Origin of the sequence: Microcoleus sp. PH2017_28_MFU_U_A (assembly GCF_020738035.1) — a bacterium.
Classification (GTDB): domain Bacteria; phylum Cyanobacteriota; class Cyanobacteriia; order Cyanobacteriales; family Microcoleaceae; genus Microcoleus.
This window is the reverse complement of record NZ_JAEQCX010000085.1, coordinates 35,601-53,254: the sequence shown is the minus strand read 5'-3', so window position 1 is coordinate 53,254 and position 17,654 is coordinate 35,601. Positions and strand designations below refer to the sequence as shown.

Below are 17,654 nucleotides of genomic sequence, written 5' to 3'. Positions count from 1 at the left end.
TGGAAAGCACTCGTAGGTGTCGTGACCTTACTAACGTAGCCTAGTTAAAGACTTAGACTGGCTATCTCGTCCACTTTTGTCCAGTGTTTAGCGGATAGCCCCAATGCAATAACCTTTCCTCCAATGCCCTTACCGCAATCCCATTCTTGTCTAGTTTGGAGTTGCTGTGCGGAAAGCTCGTTGAAAGCATTATTAGCTAACTTACGAGGAAAAGAAAGGGGCTCTCGAAATGAAAATGCTAGTAATTCTATTTATTTTGCATCTTTGGGCATCTTAGCTGGTTTTTTGATTTACAAATCTATTTTTATAAATATTTTAGATTTTATTTAAGTTTTAGAATACTTTCTTAATAAAAAGAGGTACAAAAACAAAACAAAAATTAACTTCTCAAATAATCTCGGTCTTTGGGTTTGGGGCTAGGATGGGTGCAGTTGATGGCTTGTGGGGTAAGTGGAGGGGGAACAAAGGCGCTAGTGGATGAGGCAAAGCGGAAAGTAAGTTGGGTTAATTGGGCCTGGGATGCCAAAATTAGACGATTTTGGATTTGAGATTTGAGATTTTAGATTAGGAAAGAGTGATTTTGCTGCGGTTTTGAGTGTTGTGTAAAAAATTGTGAATTTTTAGTAATTGAGCGGCGACGGGCGAGGGCGAGAGTCTCCGAGTGGGAGATTTGGGGAGAGTGTCGGAGTTCCGAAAATCTGACAACTGTCAACTGAGGGCGGGCACAGGGGCACCGCCCCTACCGGGAGCATTTTTGCAAAAAGCATTTTTTTTACAGTGCGAGCGTCCCCGCTCGCGTATTGTAAAATACGCGAGCTCCCGACAGCACTACAAATGCAAAACTGAGATACACCGCCCCTACCAACTGCCAACTGCCAACTGCCAACTGCCAACTGCCAACTGCCAACTGTCAACTGTCCGCTGTCAACTGTCCGCTGTCAACTGTCAACTGTCCGCTGTCAACTGCCTTCTGACGATCGGAATCTCGATCGCAAACTCAGTCCCCAGTCCAACTTCCGAAACGCACTCCAGCCGCCCCCCATGCTGTTCCACAACTAAATGATAGGAAATAGACAGCCCCAGCCCAGTCCCCTTACCTACTGGTTTGGTAGTAAAAAACGGGTCAAATAGTTGCCTGCAAATCTCATCCGGTATGCCCCCGCCGTTGTCGGAAATGCGGATCGCTACAACATCGCCAGCAACAACTTCAGTGCGAATTGTAATTGCGGGAAGAGTCAATGGAGAACTAGGAATTAACGGCGGTGGATTTTTCCCATTTCCCTTTCTCCATTGGCCCTTCTGGATTGCTTCATCCAAAGCATCAATAGCATTGCCGATAATATTCATAAACACTTGATTGATCTGACCTCCACAGCACTCGACGCTGGGCAAATTGCCGTATTCCTTAATAATTTGAATACCTGGATGTCCGCCGTGAGCTTTGAGCCTGTGCTGCAAAATCAACAAAGTGCTGTCGAGTCCCTCGTGAATGTCAACGAATTTGACGCTAGTTCGATCCGATCGCGAAAAATTTCGCATTGACAGGACTATTTGGCGGATGCGATCGGTGCCAACTTGCATCGAAGACACGATCTTAGATAAGTCTTCCACCAAAAAATCGATTTCCATATCTGCTGCTGCTTCCCTAATTTCCGAGACTGGTTCGGGATAGTGCTGCTGGTAAAGTTCTAATAGTTGAATTAATTCTTTGATGTAATGACTCGTGTGGGAAAGATTGCCGTAGATGAAATTAACCGGATTGTTAATTTCGTGGGCGATACCGGCAATCATTTGTCCCAAAGAAGACATTTTTTCGGTGTGGACTAATTGAGTTTGAGTTTGCTGCAATTTCCGCACTGTTTGCTCTAATTGCTCTGCTTGATTTTTCAAGCAGGTTTGCTTTTTCCGCAGCACTTCTTCTACTCGCTGGCGCTTGATAATATCCCGTCTTAATAATTTATTTGATTCTAAAAGTTGGGCGGTGCGCTCTTCAACTTGTTTTTTTAAGTCTTCGTGAGCTTGGTGCAGGGCTTCTTGGGCGCGCTGTCGCTCTAAAATTTCTTGCTGTAAAAGTTCGTTGGTTTTCTGCAATTGGGCGGCTCTATCGTCTACTGCTTGCTGCAAAAGCTCGATCGTCCCGTACATCTCAGATTGGTTAAAAACTTGCGGCAAACTTGTCAGAGAAACAACACCCAAAAGCTCTCCGTGACTGCCAACTACTACCAAACGGCAGACGCAATGGCGCTGCATTTCCTGGTGGGCGCGGAAGAGGGAATCGGTGGCAGATATGGAAAATAAAGGCGCACTCATGGCATCAGCCGCTGAGATTTCCGAGAGGTTTAATTCGAGGGCGTGAAATTGCACGATGTCGCGCTCGGTGACAATGCCGATCGGGATTTGATACTTTTCTATTGGTACGATCCGCTGTGGATGCTGAATTTGGTCTTCGACAATGACGACGCAATGGGATCGATTTTTGACCATGAGCTGGGCTAATTCGAGGGCTGAGGCAGTCTTTGGGGCACAAATGACTTCTTTTGTCATGACATCTCCCGCACAGCGCAAATTTGCTAGCAAGTTCACTGGTTGTAGGGCTTCGTGAATGGCTTCGCGGGTGATGATTCCGACAAGTCGCGAGTCCTCATCGACTACGGGTAAGTGCCGGATGGAGTGCTGGCGCAAGGTGAATATAGCGGTGAAAATATCTTGAGACTCGGATTGTTTGAGGGTAATGGGCGAGTGAGTCATTACCTCAGCAATTGTCAGTCCGATCGCACAATTTACCAGAGTAGTTAACTTAACGATATCCCGTTCTGTAAAAATGCCGATCGGGCGATCGTCCTCCACGACTATGACACAACTGCGCTTGGCCGTGTTCTTAAGACTCTTTTGTTTTTCGCTACAAAGCTGACAGGAGACGCGCATCGGGTTCATGAGAGCCAATACTTCGGCGATCGGTGTTTCTGGAGCCACTGTCAGGGGATGGCGATCGATCGATCGATCTAAAGGTGATAGATCGATCGGTGCGCTGTTGGGTTCTACAGGGGATGCTGGTGGTTTAATTGCGAGCTGGGGGACTGAATCTAAAAAATGTTGTAAATCTTGTTCTTGTAGCATGGTGATTATTAATTTTCCTTAATGAATTGTTACAATTTGGCGGACATGGGTTGACAGACTTAGCATTAATTAAGTGGAAGAAGGAACCGAAAAACGGATACCGTGCCACGTAGTCCTATAGTGGTGAGCTCCAAATTTCAGATCCTAGTTCAAGCTTCCAGATTGATATATGGAGTAAATCTCAAATCTCAAATCGGCTGACAGATACTTTGCCAAAAACCCGTTATTTAATTTTTATTTGTTTAATTCCTATGTCGTGGACACCATTAAATCATCGAATTCATCATTTGCCGCTGATTCTTGCAGGCCCGATTTTGCGCCGAATTGAAACTGGGGGCGTAACAGTTTGGCTGGCTTTGAAAGCACCCCGTCAAGTCGAACTCAAGGTTTATGCGACTGAGGGCGGCACTGGTGAAATTGTCGGTACGCCCTTGCTGCAAGGTGCTAGCTCTACTGTGCGGCTTGGCAAATACCTGCACGTAGCGGCCGTGACTGCTAAACCAATCGACAGAGATATCTTGACATACGGGCAAATTTATGCTTATGACATTGAGTTTGCGGGGAGTCAGGAGTCGCCGTCGGTGGGAGTCCCAGAAAATGAGCAGGAAAATCTCCTTTCTTGTCTGTGGCCGACTGCTGCTGATTTGTCAGTTTTGGGGCCGCAGACGATCGGTTATTTCGCTCACGGGTTGCCGACTTTTGCCCTGCCACCGAGGGATTTAAACTATTTGCGTATAGTGCACGGTTCTTGTCGCAAGCCCCACGGAGACGGCAGAGATGCGCTGCCAATCTTGGATAATTCGATCGAACAGTTTGCAGGTATGGCAAATTTCCGCCCCCACCAACTGTTTTTAACGGGTGACCAAATTTACGGCGATGACGTTGCCGATGCGATGCTGTGGGCCTTGACTGATGCTGGCGATACACTGTTGGGCTGGGAAGAGAATCTGCCCCTGATGAATGATGCCCAAATAAAAAAGAATTTGTGTACCAGTATACCTAAGAAATCGGAAAAGAAAAATGTAATTCGCCAAGAGAGGGAAATTTTTAGAGAATCGGCAATTCAGAAAGCGTCTGATGCTGAGTCTGAATACAAAAAACCAATTGAGTTGCAGCCGGGGACTCGCAGCGATATTGCTAGAGATTTTGGCGGTTTTACGGCGATGTTGGTGAATAAACCGGATAAGGCTAAAAGTCACTTGTTTGGTTTGGGCGAATATTGCGCGATGTATTTGTTAGTTTGGTCTCCTGTGCTTTGGTGCGATAGTTTTCCGAAGGGTAACGATATTTGTCAAGATTCTAAGCAAGCAAAAGTCTGGGATAGAGAAGTTGTAGAACTTGACGGTTTTTGTCGCAATTTGTGGCGAGTGAGGCGGGCGCTGGCTAATATTTCTACTTATATGATTTGCGATGACCATGATGTTAGCGATGATTGCTTTTTGAATCGAGAGTGGTGTTACCGGGTGTTGGGGAAGCCGCTGGGCCGCCGGGTGGTGCAGAATGCTTTGCTGGCTTATACTGTGTTTCAGAGTTGGGGAAATACGCCCGCACAGTTCGAGTATGGAAGAGTAGGAGATAAGTTATTAAAAGCTGCTAAAAAGTGGTCGGATTCGGCGGGGACTGATGTTGGTGTTTGGGATGAGGCTGCTGGGTATTTGGGGATTCCGGCGGTTGATATGGAAACTGGTTTGCCGAAATTTAAGTTAGATGATGATGTTTTGATTTTGGATCGGGATGAGGATGTGTTGGATTGGCATTTTACGATCAGAAGTTTTAAGCATGAGGTGATTGTGCTGGATACGCGGACTTGGCGGGGCTATCCGCCCGAAAGTGCGATCGCCCCGCCGATGCTTTTGACTCACAAAGGTTTTGATGAGCAAATTCAGCAGCCTTTGCGGGAGACTGAGTTGCTGAATAAATCTGGGGAATTTGCGATCGAGGCGACGCTGGTTGTGGTGCCGACTAATTTGGTGGGTTTATGGATTATTGATGCGGTGCAAAGGCGGGATGTGGAACAGGGAAAGGTTTTTAATACCGATGCGGGGGATGCTTGGAATTTTCATGAGTTGGCTTTTGTGAAGCTGTTGTCGGAGTTTTTTAAGCAGCGCGATCGGGTGATTGTTTTGACGGGGGATATCCACTATGCTGGTGCTGTGCGGTTGAGTTATTGGTCGGATTGTCATTTTGGCGATTCTCGCTCTGAGATTGAGCGTTTACCGTCTGTATCTGGGGTGAATGGAGAGTTGAAAATTGCGAGTCAAAGATTGTCTGTTTTGGCGCAGTTAACGGCTAGTGCTTTTATTAATGAGGAGTGGACAACTCATGTAATTCATACTAAGATTAAGTCGTTGTTTCCTGAGCGATCGCACGAACGTTTGGGATGGAATGAGCCGCTGGAGTTGGTGAAGATTCCGAGGCGTGGCAGAAAGAAGGCTGTGGTGGCTGCTGTGAGGGATAGGCAATCTTTTCCTGATTGGGGCTATCGAGTTGACTGGATGAAGCGGCAAAAATCTCGGGTGTTTTTGCAGCATGAAGACGGTGATATGTCAAGTATATTGCCTAAAAATAAACTGTTATTAATGTTGCGTCGTTTGTGGAATTTGATAGCGCTGTTGTGGCGGAATCGATGGCTGCAAGAGGGTGATGAGATTGTGGGTTATGGCAATATTGCGATCGTCAGTTTTGAGTGGCCTGCTGAGGGTGATGGGGAGAAGGCGGTGATTCAAAGTGTTTATTGGCGGCCGCTTTGGGCACCGGATAGTGTGGTTTACAGTCAGTATTTTGTGCCGCTGGGATTGGATGAGGATGATTAGTTTCTAATCTGTGATTGCGAGAACAAAGCAATCCCAGAAACCCGGCGGTTGGAAACCCGGCGGTTGGAAACCGCGGCTACACAGACAAAACCCGCCTCCGCGGGTTGAAGATTCCGTTATTTCTTAGTCCGCGGAGGCGGACATCGTTTGTGTAGACGCGGTTTCCAACCGCCGGGATTCTAACCGCCGAGGATTTCAAATTCGATCGCACATTTCTCTCAAATGCGATCGCCCATCAATCCAAAAATGCGAAAATCCCAAAAACCCCGGCGGTTGGAAACCGCTGCTACACAGACAAAACCCGGATGGTGCGCGGGTTGAAGATTTCACCCGATAATTTTCGAGCTCCGAATACCCTCTTCGTCGGCGTCCGGCGGACATCGTTTGTGTAGACGCGGTTTCCAACCGCCGAGCTTCTAAAATTGGTTGAATTTGACAAAATGTAATATTTATACTAAGATTGTGGGAGATATATCACAATTAAAGCTCAACTATAAAAGTATGGAAGCTGTAATTGAAAGCATTGTAGATAAGCTGCGTTATTTAGCTAAACCGCAGCTAGAAGTTGTTCTTAATTTTGTTGATTTTCTAACTTGGAAGTCAACGTCAGGTCTGTTGTCAACAGTAAGTGATGCTGATGCAGAAATCGGCGATCGCGAGTTTGAAATACTTTTAGATGAATTGGCTGATGATTCCATTAAAAATACGGGAGTAAATGTCCCTATGGTATCGGATTTTGCGGTGAGTCGTGCTGGTATCTATGAGGATCATCCATAGCAATGTTATGCCTTGTAGATACGAATATTCTGCTCAGGTTTGCCGATCGCACTCATCCTTTATATCCTGTAATCTTAGTAATTAATTGATGAGTGGAATTAATCGCCAAATCACTCTTGACAGCAAGCACATTGCTAAACATTTGCCAGACACGCCACAAATGAGAAGATTGCTTAATAAAGGACGTGCTGCTCATGTTTTTAACAATGAGGCTACTATGAATCAGGTAGCTCAAGCTATAATAGAAGATGGAGAATTTACAGGTAAAATTCGCGGCTATGATCGTTATGGTATGTTTTTTGTTGAATCAATTGGTTATAGAGTTGACCCGGATGGTAGCCATCTTTTACTTTACTATGGGGAGATAAAAGTTGATGCTGAAAACCGATACCACGTTACCCCTCGAAGCCGATTTAGTCAAGAATAACTGGGAGTTTACAGAGGTATGGATCGATCCAAATCTTTCACCTCCTTATCTGCTTTTGTTACTCAGTGATGCTGATGGAAATTGTCGGATTTACGATCCGGCTGAGGCTTATAAAGTTGTGTTTTCTAGTCAGAGTTATGATGAGGCACAGTATTGGCTTTTGGAGGATGAGTATGAACCGATGGAAGGGCGGCTGAGAATGTCGGAGTTAGTTTGAATAATTGATGGTGAAAGGCGATCGCCCATCCACAAGTTCGATCGCACATGAACCAAAAACCCGATCGCACATTTCTCTCAAATGCGATCGCCCATCCACAAAAAAACCAAAAACCCGATCGCCCATCCACAAAAAATGCGATCGCCCATCAATCCAAAAATGCGATCGCGAGGCCCCAGAAACCGGGTTTTTTCCGAAATACTTCGCTACAACCCACAGATTCGGGCAAAAACCCGGTTTCTTGGATTATCGCCCGCCGCTAACTCCCTCCAATCGCAGGAAATGCACCCGCCCCGATCGATCGCCCGCTACAACTGTCACTCCATCAGGCAAAATTGCACAGCAATTAAATCCATACTCTCCGCTGAAACTAGCGAGCTCTTTACCGCTAAGCAAATCCCAGATTTTCAGGGTGTTATCCAATGAAGCGGAAATCGCGGTTTTTCCGTCCGGTGCGATCGCCACTGCATTTACCTCGCTAGTATGACCGATGAGGGTTCTCAGTTCCGTGTAGCTTTCTGTGTCCCAGATTTTCACGGTTTTATCCCCTGAAGCGGAAATCGCTGTCTTGCCGTCTGGTGCGATCGCCACTGCATTTACCTCGCTAGTATGACCGGTTAGAGTTCTCAGTTCCGTGCAGCTTTCTGTGTCCCAGATTTTCACGGTTTTATCCCCTGAAGCGGAAATCGCTGTCTTGCTGTCTGGTGCGATCGCCACTGCTTTTGCCCAGTTATTCCTAGTGGGGGGTCTAGATACGTGAACTGTTTGGCCGTTGGGTGATATCTCCATTCCACTTACCAAGTCAACATGACCAGTGACGGTTCTGCTTCTAAGTTCCGTACCGCTTTCTATGTCCCAGATTTTCAGGGTGCTATCCTCTGAATCTGAAGCGGAAATCGCGGTTTTACCGTCTGGTGCGATCGCCACTGCTGTTACCCAACCAGTATGACCCGTGAGGGTTCTAAGTTCGGTGGCGCTTTCTGTGTCCCAGATTTTCAGGGTGCTATCATATGAAGCGGAAATCGCTGTCTTGCCATCGGGTGCGATCGCCACTGCACTTACCGAGCTACTATGACCGGTGAGGGTTTTGAGTGCAGTACCCGTCTTGATGTCCCAGATTTTCAGGGTGTTATCCCCTGAAGCGGAAATCGCAGTGAGGCCGTCTGGTGCGATCGCCACTGCACTTACCGAGCTACTATGACCGGTCAGGGTTCTCAGTTGGGTGCCGCTTTCTGTGTCCCAGATTTTCATGTTATCGTCTGAAGCGGAAATCGCGGTTTTGCCGTCTGGTGCGATCGCCACTCCTCTTACCCCGCTAGTATGACCGACAAGCGTCCGCAGTGCTCCTTCATTGGCCCGCTCTAAATTCCCCCTCAAAGGCCGCAGCCAAGGACTATCTTTCGACTGCTTAGCCTGTTCCAGCAACCCCTGAATCTCAGGCGCTTCAAAATCCAGCAACCTCCCCAACAATTGCCCAGCAAATTGCGTTTTATCCCTTTCCAAAATGTGCGCCGACTTGCGAATCGCCCCTTGAATCAATTTCAGCGTTTCAGTTTTCCCCTCCGACAAAAACACATCAGAAATTCTCGCCAAATCGTAATCCTCAATCAGCAGCTTCACCCCCGACAATTCCAACTTCGCCTTAATAAAACCAAAATCCGTCATCCAATCATAATAACGACCAAACTCCCGTAACCCCTCAACAAAATCCCTCGGTTGATACTTCAATAAATATTCTCGTTCCGATTTACTTTGTTGCGCCAACCACACACTTAAATCACTCATAGTGGCGCTCCATCTATCCGGTTATTAATACCTTTACGCTTAACTTCTTCAACATCAATCCCCGCAGATTGCACAGTTTCATCTTTTTCCAGAAACTCGCGAAAACTGTTGTGATAAATGCTGTAGCGAATTTCGCCATCGACTTGCTGCTGTCGCAAAAACGAATCCCATTTCCTGAGTACCCGCTGTACTTCAAAATCACGCTCACCCACAGATTTCGCAATCCACCCACGGGAAACAGCTTCCCGCGCTTTTGAGAGCACATAAATAATCTTCACCTTCATCTCCAACAGCGGATCATCATCCCTGCCCATCATCTGTCCCCAGTGTTTCTGATAATATTGCTGCAAACCCCTTGGCAAATCGTTCAAAGAAACATCTCCGTAAGTGCCACTTGCAATTTCATCCAGCACATAGCGCAGATAGATAAATTTCTTTTCGCTTTTTTGAGCCACCGCCGTTACAAATTCTTCCCGATTCAAATTCCGATGATTAATCCAACTCTGAATAGACGCACTTTTCTCCGTGCGTTTTGCCAAATAAGCCTTGACATCTGCCAAACTTTCTGCATTATATTGCATCAAATCGAAAACCAGATGATTCACCGGCATTGGCAAGTTTTCTGGCCGTTTGGAAACAATAAAATAAACGTTAGCTGGCAAAACGTCTGGCAAATACAAAACATTGCTATCTCTGGTTTGGGAACTCATATCCACTTCATCCAGGGCATCCACCACAAAAATCAACTTTTTGGGAGCCACTTTAACGCTAACTTCCTTCAACAGATGCACTAAAAAATTGTTATTTGCCGTGGCATTATCCGGCAGTTGCGGATACTTATCCTTGAGTTTAAAGCCTTGAATTAACTGAGTGCAGACATTTTTCAGAAAAGTTTTAGCATCAATAATCCCATCCGATCGCGAATTAAAATGAGTAACACAATGGCGTTCCATTGTCAACACGAACTTCGCCATAATCGAACTTTTGCCGACACCAGGTTCCGCTTCCAAAACAAAATAGCCTTGCCGATTTTCTCGCAAGAAACGGCTAATTGCTTCAAATACAAATAAGCGCCCGATAAAATCTTTAACTCTGTCTTGAATAATCGTTTCGCACTGCAAAGAAAGCGGCAAACTCGGCGCGGAAGTATCGATATAAGTTTGCAACAATGCCCGAACTTCTGCCAACTCATCTCGGATAGTTTCGACAACTTCCAATTTCGCCATCACTTGGCAAATTTGCTCCCGCGTCGCCAAAGCCTGCAATTTTTGCAAAATTTCGCCATTTTGCAGCCCCAAATTTTGCAATTGGGCCACAGCTTCCCGATGCAAAATCAACTGCATTCCCGCAAATTGTCTGCCGCCAGTTGCCGCATCTTGTTTGAGCACTTCGCAAAACGCCTTCGGGAAAAACTGGTGCAGTTGCGCCGCCGCATATCCAATCAATTCAGGATGCAAAGTTTTGTTTTCCTTCGCCGCAAAAACCGTCAAAAAATCTTGCCAATCTTGCACCGACAATCCGGTAACTTCCACAAATTGATTCGGAACCGGTGAAAAAATCTTGGCAAGTTGCGAATCAGAAAAATTCAAAGGAGTTGTATTACCATCGGTTTTGGCATCAATTGTCTCCCAGTAAGCGACTGTTTTCTTAGCTAAGTGTTGAAAATCAGCCTTAGCATGACGCAGACCATTTCGTTCAGCAATCACCTTAAATTCCTCAGATTCAGGAATACTCTTTTGAAGCAGACGGCTGATAGCTTCTCCAGCCGCCGCAGTCAAATCGCCATTTTTAAGAATATCCGCATTTTTTCCGATTCGCTGCGCCAACTTGTTACCGCATTCGCCCGCCGTGATATTACCGACAACACCAGTAACAATAGTTGCTAAAACACTAGCCGCCAACACTCCTGTCGGGCCGCCGAGTATACCTGCTGCCATAGTTGCTGCGGGGCCGGAGGTGCTGAGGGCGGTGGAGAGAGACTGGCCGACGAGGTATACGGCGCTACAGCCGAGTAGCCGAGCTTTGGTGTTGGCTAAATTAACTAAGGACATAAAAAATATTTATGAAGAATATCAAATCCCATTGATTTGTTATTATAGAACATAAAATCTTGTAGGTGCGGGTTCGCCAACAATATCTAACGACAACAAACAATCTAAATAAACCCGCCCGCACCCCACCAATAACCCAAATTAACCTCAAATTTGCATTGAATTTTAAATGTTGGTGATGATTGTTCGTTGGGTTGGGGCGGGTTTTTGAGATAGTCGAGTTGGGGCGATTACGATCGGTGAACCCGCCCCTACAAGAATATTGCAAATATCAACTATAAAACAGCAGCAACTGTTGCCATCAGCAACCCTTGAAACAATTTTACTCCATCAGTTTCGCCCAACATTGGATCGGATGCCCTCTCAGGATGTGGCATCATTCCTAACACATTGCCCTGGCGATTACAAATGCCCGCAATATTATTTAACGAACCATTCGGATTACCAGCAGCGCTAATTTCTCCGGTACTTGTACAGTAGCGAAACAACACTTGATCGTGTTCTTCTAACTCTGCCAAAGTATCCGCATCAGCATAATAATTGCCCTCCCCGTGGGCGATCGGCAAATCGATGATTTCACCCGAAGTATAAGCCGAAGTCCACGGCGTATTACCGCGTTCGACTTTCAAGGAAGCGCGATCGCAAATAAAATGCAATCCCGCATTCCGCACCAGAGCACCGGGGAGCAAACCAGCTTCAGTCAGCACCTGAAAACCATTGCAGATGCCGAGTACAAGCTTTCCTTGTTTCGCGTGTTCGGCAGTCGCTTGCATCGCTGGAGAAAAACGGGCGATCGCACCACACCGCAAATAATCTCCGTAACTGAAACCACCGGGAACTACAATGATGTCAATATCCGAAATATCGGTATCTTCGTGCCAAATCATCCGCGTCGGTTGGTGCAGCAACCCTTGAGTTACCCACACCACATCGCGATCGCAATTTGAACCCGGAAAAACAATAACTCCAAATTTCATTTTTATACCCCTGCTGTCTCGACAGCAACAGGAATTTCAGTCAACTCAACGCGATAGTTTTCAATCACTGGATTGGCCAAAAGTTGGTCGCAAACGCGATCGAGTTGTTCGCGCGCCTCCGACTCATCCGCAGCAGTCAGCGTCAATTCAACGTACTTCCCGATCCGCACGCGCTCAACATTGTCGTATCCCATGTGTTGCAAACCAGACTGTACGGCAGTACCGGCCGGGTCTAAAACCGAAAGGCGGAGGGTAACATAGATTTGGGCAAAATATTTTTGAGTCACAGCAATGTGTAGGTGATGCGAAATTTACGGCCACCTCATTCTACAACGCGGGCGGGAAGCCGATCGCCCTTTGCTGCCCCGAATTAAGCTAGCCTAGAAACAGCGATAGATTTGATTCCAGCCGATTAGACAAAAAAATTATGAGAACCAACCGCACCCGCAGTCAGGAGCGTATTTTACACTTGCTCAAGCACTTGAATCGATCGCTCTCAGCGCAAGATATCTACCTAGAACTGCGTAACAGCGACCACAGCATGGGCTTAGCAACAGTTTACCGCTCCCTCGACGGTTTAAAGCGGGAGGGCTTCGTGCAAGTCAGAACGCTTGCTAGTGGCGAATCTCTCTACGGTGCCGCCCACCAAGACCAACATCACCTTACTTGTCTCGAATGCGGTGCGTCTATTACGATCGACGAATGCCCCGTACACCACCTAGAAAGCCAATTACAACAATCTCATTCTTTCAAAATTTATTATCATACTTTGGAATTTTTTGGATTGTGCGATCGATGTACTCTCGCTCAAGAATCTTAGGGAAGAAGGAAGAAGGAAGAAGGAAGAAGGAAGAAGGAAGAAGATACTTACTCGGCGATTGAAATCGCTGCTATAAAGACGAAACCCGCCTCCGCGGGTTGAATTAATTCTTAGTCCGCGGAGGCGGACATCGTTTGTGTAGAAGCGATTTCAATCGCCGTCTCTTTTTTTCTATTTTTTCACCTCATTACTATTACCTTCCCCAACAATCGATCGCAATCCTTCCATCGTAGCCGGGATACTGCGCGGATCCATAAACATCACCTTGCTGCTATCGCTGCTGCCAATTTTTAATCCCATATCCAGATAGTTTTGAGCTAACAAAAACTGTAAAGCTTCGCGGGACTTGGGGTCATTTTGTAGAGTTTTACCGATAATTTGTAAAGCCTCAGAAGTAGCTTGAGCTTTCAAAACCTGACTTTGGCGTTCTGCTTGCGCTCTCAGCACGATCGCCTTTTGTTGAGCTTCCGCCTCCAAAATAGTCGCTTTTTGCCGCGCTTCCGCATCCAAAACCTGCGCTTCGGCTTTACCTTTGGCGCTGTTAACTGCTGACTCGCGTTCGCCCTCGGATGTCAGAATTGCCGCTCGTTTTCGGCGATCGGCTGCCATCTGCAATTCCATCGATTCCTGTACAGTTTTAGAAGGGATAATATCGCGCAATTCCACCCGCGTTACTTTCACTCCCCAAGGATCGGTCACAATATCTAAATCTCTGAGCAAGATTTCATTAATTTGAGAACGGGCTGTAAACGTTTGTTCGAGGTCGAGTTGACCCATTTCGGCGCGAATTTGAGTCAGCACCATATTCACCATTGCTGACTGAAGATTTTCGACTTTGTAACAGGCTTTTTCCAAGTCCACAATCCGCCAGTAAACTACAGCATCCACGGTGAAAGAAACATTATCGCGCGTGATACAAGCTTGCGGGGGAATGTCTAAGACTTTTTCCCTAATTGTTTGTTCGTAAACGACGCGATCGAGAAACGGTGTGACAAAATTCAAACCAGGTTCGAGTTTCTTGCCGCTGTATTTTCCTAAAGTTTCCACCAGCGCTTCATTTCCCTGATTGATAATCTTGACGGAACCTGCGATCGCTGAGCCGCCCAGTGCTAAAAATACGAGTAAAAACAATTGTTCCACGGTCGCCTCCTATAAATCTTGACTGTTAAATATTGACTGTTGGTTATTTGTTATTGGTTATTTGTTATTGGTTATTTGTTAGTGCCAATTCCCAATGCCCAATGCCCAATTCCCAATTCCCAATTCCCAATGCCCAATGCCCAATGCCCAATGCCCAATGCCCAATGCCCTATGCCCAACTACCAATTTCTAATTCCCAATTCCACATCTTTTTTAAGAATGCAGCAAATGTTCTGGTAAAACTATCAGAGTAGTGCCTTTCCTGCCGACGACTATCACGTTTTGGTTGGGGGGGATAGCGGTAGAAGTGTCTTCGCAGCGAGCTTGCCAAGAATTCCCCTCATAAATCACTCGCCCCGATTCTCCTGGGAGAATTTCTGTTAAAGTTTTAGCTTCGTCAGAATCTGCGATCGCCCATGCCTTGCCTTTTGGTATCAATCGCCGGGACAGCAGCACAAAAACTGTCGAAAATACCATCCACAGGAATATTTGTAAATTAACGTAAGGTAAAACTAGAGAGCATCCAGCGACGGCGAAGGCACTCAGTCCCAGGATAAAAGCAACAAAAGCAGTGGGGAGAAATAGCTCTGCCAAACAGAGCAAAGCCCCAACTAGCAACCAAAGGAGCGTGGGAGTCCAGAACATAAAAAGAATTGGTGATACTATGAAATATCTTAGATTTGAAATTTGAGATTTAAGAATTGCCAACGACTGACTCTGCAAGGCTTTATGACTTGCTAGCCCGATCGCGATTGTTCACATCGCGGTACCAGGTTGAGGCTTCCATTGTACTCAAAGTCAGATTTTAGTAACTTAAATTACAATTTTAGCCGGTGTCCACCGGCAGCAACTACAATTTCTCGTGCCCCAAAGGCAGTTAAGAAATTGATAGGGGCTAAAATCAGTTTATTCTCAAGTTCCTGAATTTGAGCGTGGCAATCATATATCTTCAGAATGTTTTTACACAAACTATTTCGATATGATCAGTAGTTTCTCCGAACCGATTTATTGCCCGAATCTGAGCTGTTCCGATCCCGGCAATAGCTTTGGCAGCCAGAAGTGTGCAGCTTGCGAAACCGATTTAATTTATCGCTATTTGTGGGCGGTGGGCCCCACAGTCGAGGAAGTGCCGGCGGGTAAGATAATCGCCGATCGATATTTTGTCATTGCACCCCAAATCTGGCTCGACAGCCGTCCGTCTATTCCTCCTAGCGTCCCCGAACAACTGCCGGATAGAATTATGCCTTACCTGCATTTGTATCCCCAGCGGCTGCATACGCCCGAAGTATACGGCTTTTGTTCGCTCGGGGAAGCAGCAGAAGCCACAGAGGTGCTGTTGTTGGAAAATGTGCCGGTCAATAATTTCGGTAGCCTGTATCCTTCTATTCTACAAGCTTGGGCTCAGACAAGTGCCACGCGCCAAGTTTACTGGCTGTGGCAAATGCTCCAACTGTGGGCGCCGCTTTCCGAACAAGGAGTCGCTGCGAGTTTGCTGGTACCGGAAAATTTGCGCGTGGAAGGTTGGCGGGTGCGTCTGGTGGAACTGCATCGAGGTAATTTTGTACCGACGCTGAAGGATTTGGGAGATGTGTGGTCTGGTTTGGTGGACTCGGCGCAGCCTGAGGTACAGTCGAAACTCGGAGAGATTTGTCTGTTTATGCGCCGCAGCAGCATGAACTTAGATGCGATCGCCCTGGAACTTAACGATTTACTATTAGAACAAGCTGCTAAATTGCCCCTGCATTTAGAAGTAGTCGGCATCACCGATACCGGGCCGCAGCGCTCCCAAAATGAAGATAGTTGCTATCCGACTGCTGCTGATTTTCAATCGATAAAAAGTGCCGGAAATGACAAACTAATTCCTTACTTGACAATGGTTTGCGACGGGGTTGGAGGCCACGAAGGAGGAGAAGTTGCCAGTCAGTTAGCCGTGCAATCGCTGAAAGCTTTAATCCAAAATTTGCTCGCCGAAATCGCCGAACAAGAAGAGTTGATGGCGCCAGCAATGGTCATCAAACAACTCGAAGAAATAGTGAAAGTTGTGAATAATGTGATTTCCGCTCAAAATAACGAGCAAGGAAAAGAGTTGCGGGAGCGCATGGGAACCACTTTGGTGATGGCCCTCCAGTTGCCTCAAAAAGTGAAAGTTTCTCAGGATGTACCCGCGAATAACAGTCACGAACTTTATTTGGTCAATGTTGGAGACAGCCGCGCCTATTGGATTGGCAACAATTACTGTCAGCGGCTAACTGTGGACGACGATGTAGCGTCTAGGGAAGTGCACCTAGGACACAGTTTATACTGGGAGACTCAATTGCGATCGGATGCCGGAGCCCTCACTCAAGCTTTGGGGACGCGGGACGGCGATTTTCTGCGCCCGACGATTCAACGATTTATTGTCGAAGAGGAAGGCTTGCTGCTGCTGTGTTCCGACGGTTTGAGCGATAACGACTGGGTAGAGCAATCTTGGCAGAATTACGGCCCAGAGGTACTTGAGGGCAAAATGTCCTTGGAAGCCGCTGCTCAGTCTTGGGTTCGCCTCGCCAACGAGAAAAATGGTTACGACAACACCTCTGTAGTGGTGACTTACTGTCGGATGTCACCGGAGAGAGTCGTACTGTTCGATACGGCGTCGGCACCGTCGGCGTCGCCGTCGATATCGCTACCCATGTCACCCTCGGTGTCGCTACCCATGTCACCCTCGGTGTCAGGCTCGGTATCCCTCCAAAAAACGGGGAGGATGCCAGAATCTCAACTTTCTGAATCGTCGAAACAGTTGCTGTACCCCGAAACGGCCTCCGCCTCGGAACCAGTTGAAAAACAGAAGCCGAAGCGTTTGGGGCCGCTGCTGGGACTGTTGGTGCTGATGCTAGTCTTCGCGGGCTTAGGTTTGTGGGTGCGGAGCCTCCAAAACCAGAACCCCGATCCCGAACAACTGCCGCCACCGCCGGAAACTACCGCCCCAACTCCTGCGGATATTCCCTCGCCCGGTGCCGATATTCCCTCGCCCGGTGCCGAGAGTCCCTCGCCCGGTGCCGAGAGTCCCTCGCCCTCCCCAGAATCGAGTCCTGCGGAGATTCCCGCGCCGTCGCCAGAATCAACAACTCCTCCGGAAATTCCGGTGCCTTCCCCCTCGCCGGAAATTCCCCCACCTTAAAAGTTGGCTAGTTTGGGAATTTGTTGTGCATAACTACAAGAGTTTTTCTCTTGTTTTTACCTTCGGGCTAAAAGCGCGGAGGCTTTCAACTCCGATTCACTAAATCGACATCTTCGATGGATGATTTTTTGACTCTTGTTAATCGGAACTTCCCCCATAGGGAGAAGTTCCATTTAGCCTGCGAGTAACGCACCTCTGAAATAGAATGGCAATCCAATTAGTAAGGTTTTGATGGATTTGCGATCGCCAGCGTAGAAGATGTTATTGCCTGTAGTGGTGAAGTACACGGGTTCCAGTCCAATGCCCTATGCCCTATGCCCTATGCCCTATGCCCTATGCCCATAAGAGCACCGCACTGTTACTGAGAATATAC

16 protein-coding genes are annotated in these 17,654 nt (G+C 47.0%); 7 read left to right on the top strand and 9 right to left on the bottom strand.

What is annotated here, in order from left to right; translation table 11 throughout:
* Positions 1–772: 772 nt before the first annotated feature.
* Both JGK14_RS21210 and JGK14_RS21205 read right to left on the bottom strand, forming a co-directional pair.
* Positions 773–907, bottom strand: a complete 135-nt coding sequence (locus JGK14_RS21210; protein WP_293178250.1) for a hypothetical protein — start codon at positions 905–907, stop codon at positions 773–775.
* A 38-nt stretch (positions 908–945) separates the two neighbouring features.
* On the bottom strand, positions 946–3,117 hold the full coding sequence (locus tag JGK14_RS21205) for a CBS domain-containing protein (RefSeq protein ID WP_293178253.1): 2,172 nt from the start codon (positions 3,115–3,117) through the stop codon (positions 946–948).
* A gap of 251 nt (positions 3,118–3,368) precedes the next feature.
* Between JGK14_RS21205 and JGK14_RS21200 the strand changes: the two genes are divergently transcribed.
* Complete coding sequence (locus JGK14_RS21200) at positions 3,369–5,930, top strand: PhoD-like phosphatase (RefSeq protein WP_325315450.1); 2,562 nt, start codon at positions 3,369–3,371, stop codon at positions 5,928–5,930.
* A 195-nt stretch (positions 5,931–6,125) separates the two neighbouring features.
* Here JGK14_RS21200 and JGK14_RS21195 read toward each other — a convergent pair whose 3' ends face one another.
* Entirely contained in the window at positions 6,126–6,260 is a 135-nt protein-coding gene (locus JGK14_RS21195) for a hypothetical protein (RefSeq protein ID WP_293207160.1), read from the bottom strand.
* 171 nt (positions 6,261–6,431) lie between these two features.
* Here JGK14_RS21195 and JGK14_RS21190 point away from each other — a divergent pair, with 171 nt between their 5' ends.
* From JGK14_RS21190 to JGK14_RS21175, 4 genes are all read left to right on the top strand, one after another.
* Positions 6,432–6,707, top strand: coding sequence for a hypothetical protein (locus JGK14_RS21190; protein ID WP_293207163.1), 276 nt, complete (start codon positions 6,432–6,434; stop codon positions 6,705–6,707).
* Positions 6,708–6,795: 88 nt separating this feature from the next.
* Entirely contained in the window at positions 6,796–7,134 is a 339-nt protein-coding gene (locus JGK14_RS21185; protein ID WP_293207166.1) for a DUF6972 family protein, read from the top strand.
* Positions 7,082–7,351 (top strand): hypothetical protein, encoded by a 270-nt coding sequence (locus JGK14_RS21180; RefSeq protein ID WP_293207168.1) that lies wholly within the window; start codon positions 7,082–7,084, stop codon positions 7,349–7,351. The genes JGK14_RS21185 and JGK14_RS21180 overlap by 53 nt, the downstream gene beginning before the upstream one ends.
* Positions 7,352–7,398: 47 nt before the next feature.
* Complete coding sequence (locus tag JGK14_RS21175; protein WP_293207170.1) at positions 7,399–7,614, top strand: hypothetical protein; 216 nt, start codon at positions 7,399–7,401, stop codon at positions 7,612–7,614.
* On the opposite strand, the gene JGK14_RS21170 is transcribed toward JGK14_RS21175, so the two are convergent.
* The 4 genes from JGK14_RS21170 to purS form a co-directional block, all read right to left on the bottom strand.
* A complete protein-coding gene (locus JGK14_RS21170; protein WP_325315449.1) occupies positions 7,598–9,136 on the bottom strand; it encodes a hypothetical protein in 1,539 nt (512 codons plus the stop codon). The genes JGK14_RS21175 and JGK14_RS21170 overlap by 17 nt on opposite strands.
* Entirely contained in the window at positions 9,133–11,187 is a 2,055-nt protein-coding gene (locus JGK14_RS21165; protein ID WP_293178262.1) for an ATP-binding protein, read from the bottom strand. The genes JGK14_RS21170 and JGK14_RS21165 overlap by 4 nt, the downstream gene beginning before the upstream one ends.
* Positions 11,188–11,462: 275 nt before the next feature.
* The gene (gene purQ, locus JGK14_RS21160; protein ID WP_293178265.1) at positions 11,463–12,164 is read right to left on the bottom strand and encodes a phosphoribosylformylglycinamidine synthase subunit PurQ; all 702 of its coding nucleotides are present in this window, start codon (positions 12,162–12,164) and stop codon (positions 11,463–11,465) included.
* A 2-nt stretch (positions 12,165–12,166) separates the two neighbouring features.
* Positions 12,167–12,451, bottom strand: a complete 285-nt coding sequence (gene purS / locus JGK14_RS21155; RefSeq protein WP_293326948.1) for a phosphoribosylformylglycinamidine synthase subunit PurS — start codon at positions 12,449–12,451, stop codon at positions 12,167–12,169.
* Positions 12,452–12,591: 140 nt separating this feature from the next.
* Here purS and JGK14_RS21150 point away from each other — a divergent pair, with 140 nt between their 5' ends.
* Positions 12,592–12,984: a Fur family transcriptional regulator gene (locus JGK14_RS21150; protein WP_293143880.1), complete on the top strand. Its 393-nt coding sequence runs from the start codon at positions 12,592–12,594 to the stop codon at positions 12,982–12,984.
* 171 nt (positions 12,985–13,155) lie between these two features.
* On the opposite strand, the gene JGK14_RS21145 is transcribed toward JGK14_RS21150, so the two are convergent.
* Both JGK14_RS21145 and JGK14_RS21140 read right to left on the bottom strand, forming a co-directional pair.
* Positions 13,156–14,124, bottom strand: coding sequence for an SPFH domain-containing protein (locus tag JGK14_RS21145; RefSeq protein ID WP_293178273.1), 969 nt, complete (start codon positions 14,122–14,124; stop codon positions 13,156–13,158).
* A gap of 213 nt (positions 14,125–14,337) precedes the next feature.
* Complete coding sequence (locus JGK14_RS21140) at positions 14,338–14,769, bottom strand: NfeD family protein (RefSeq protein ID WP_293178279.1); 432 nt, start codon at positions 14,767–14,769, stop codon at positions 14,338–14,340.
* A 334-nt stretch (positions 14,770–15,103) separates the two neighbouring features.
* Here JGK14_RS21140 and JGK14_RS21135 point away from each other — a divergent pair, with 334 nt between their 5' ends.
* Positions 15,104–17,281: a protein phosphatase 2C domain-containing protein gene (locus JGK14_RS21135; protein WP_293225873.1), complete on the top strand. Its 2,178-nt coding sequence runs from the start codon at positions 15,104–15,106 to the stop codon at positions 17,279–17,281.
* The last annotated feature ends 373 nt before the right edge of the window (positions 17,282–17,654 follow it).

Excerpts from the sequence above, each read along its gene's own strand:
- JGK14_RS21150 (WP_293143880.1), top strand. The coding sequence starts at position 12,592 with ATGAGAACCAACCGCACCCGCAGTCAGGAGCGTATTTTACACTTGCTC.
- JGK14_RS21200 (WP_325315450.1), top strand. The coding sequence starts at position 3,369 with ATGTCGTGGACACCATTAAATCATCGAATTCATCATTTGCCGCTGATT.
- JGK14_RS21165 (WP_293178262.1), bottom strand. The coding sequence starts at position 11,187 with ATGTCCTTAGTTAATTTAGCCAACACCAAAGCTCGGCTACTCGGCTGT.
- purQ (WP_293178265.1), bottom strand. The coding sequence starts at position 12,164 with ATGAAATTTGGAGTTATTGTTTTTCCGGGTTCAAATTGCGATCGCGAT.
- JGK14_RS21135 (WP_293225873.1), top strand. The coding sequence starts at position 15,104 with ATGATCAGTAGTTTCTCCGAACCGATTTATTGCCCGAATCTGAGCTGT.
- JGK14_RS21205 (WP_293178253.1), bottom strand. The coding sequence starts at position 3,117 with ATGCTACAAGAACAAGATTTACAACATTTTTTAGATTCAGTCCCCCAG.
- JGK14_RS21140 (WP_293178279.1), bottom strand. The coding sequence starts at position 14,769 with ATGTTCTGGACTCCCACGCTCCTTTGGTTGCTAGTTGGGGCTTTGCTC.
- JGK14_RS21170 (WP_325315449.1), bottom strand. The coding sequence starts at position 9,136 with ATGAGTGATTTAAGTGTGTGGTTGGCGCAACAAAGTAAATCGGAACGA.
- JGK14_RS21190 (WP_293207163.1), top strand. The coding sequence starts at position 6,432 with ATGGAAGCTGTAATTGAAAGCATTGTAGATAAGCTGCGTTATTTAGCT.
- JGK14_RS21180 (WP_293207168.1), top strand. The coding sequence starts at position 7,082 with ATGCTGAAAACCGATACCACGTTACCCCTCGAAGCCGATTTAGTCAAG.
- JGK14_RS21175 (WP_293207170.1), top strand. The coding sequence starts at position 7,399 with ATGAACCAAAAACCCGATCGCACATTTCTCTCAAATGCGATCGCCCAT.
- JGK14_RS21185 (WP_293207166.1), top strand. The coding sequence starts at position 6,796 with ATGAGTGGAATTAATCGCCAAATCACTCTTGACAGCAAGCACATTGCT.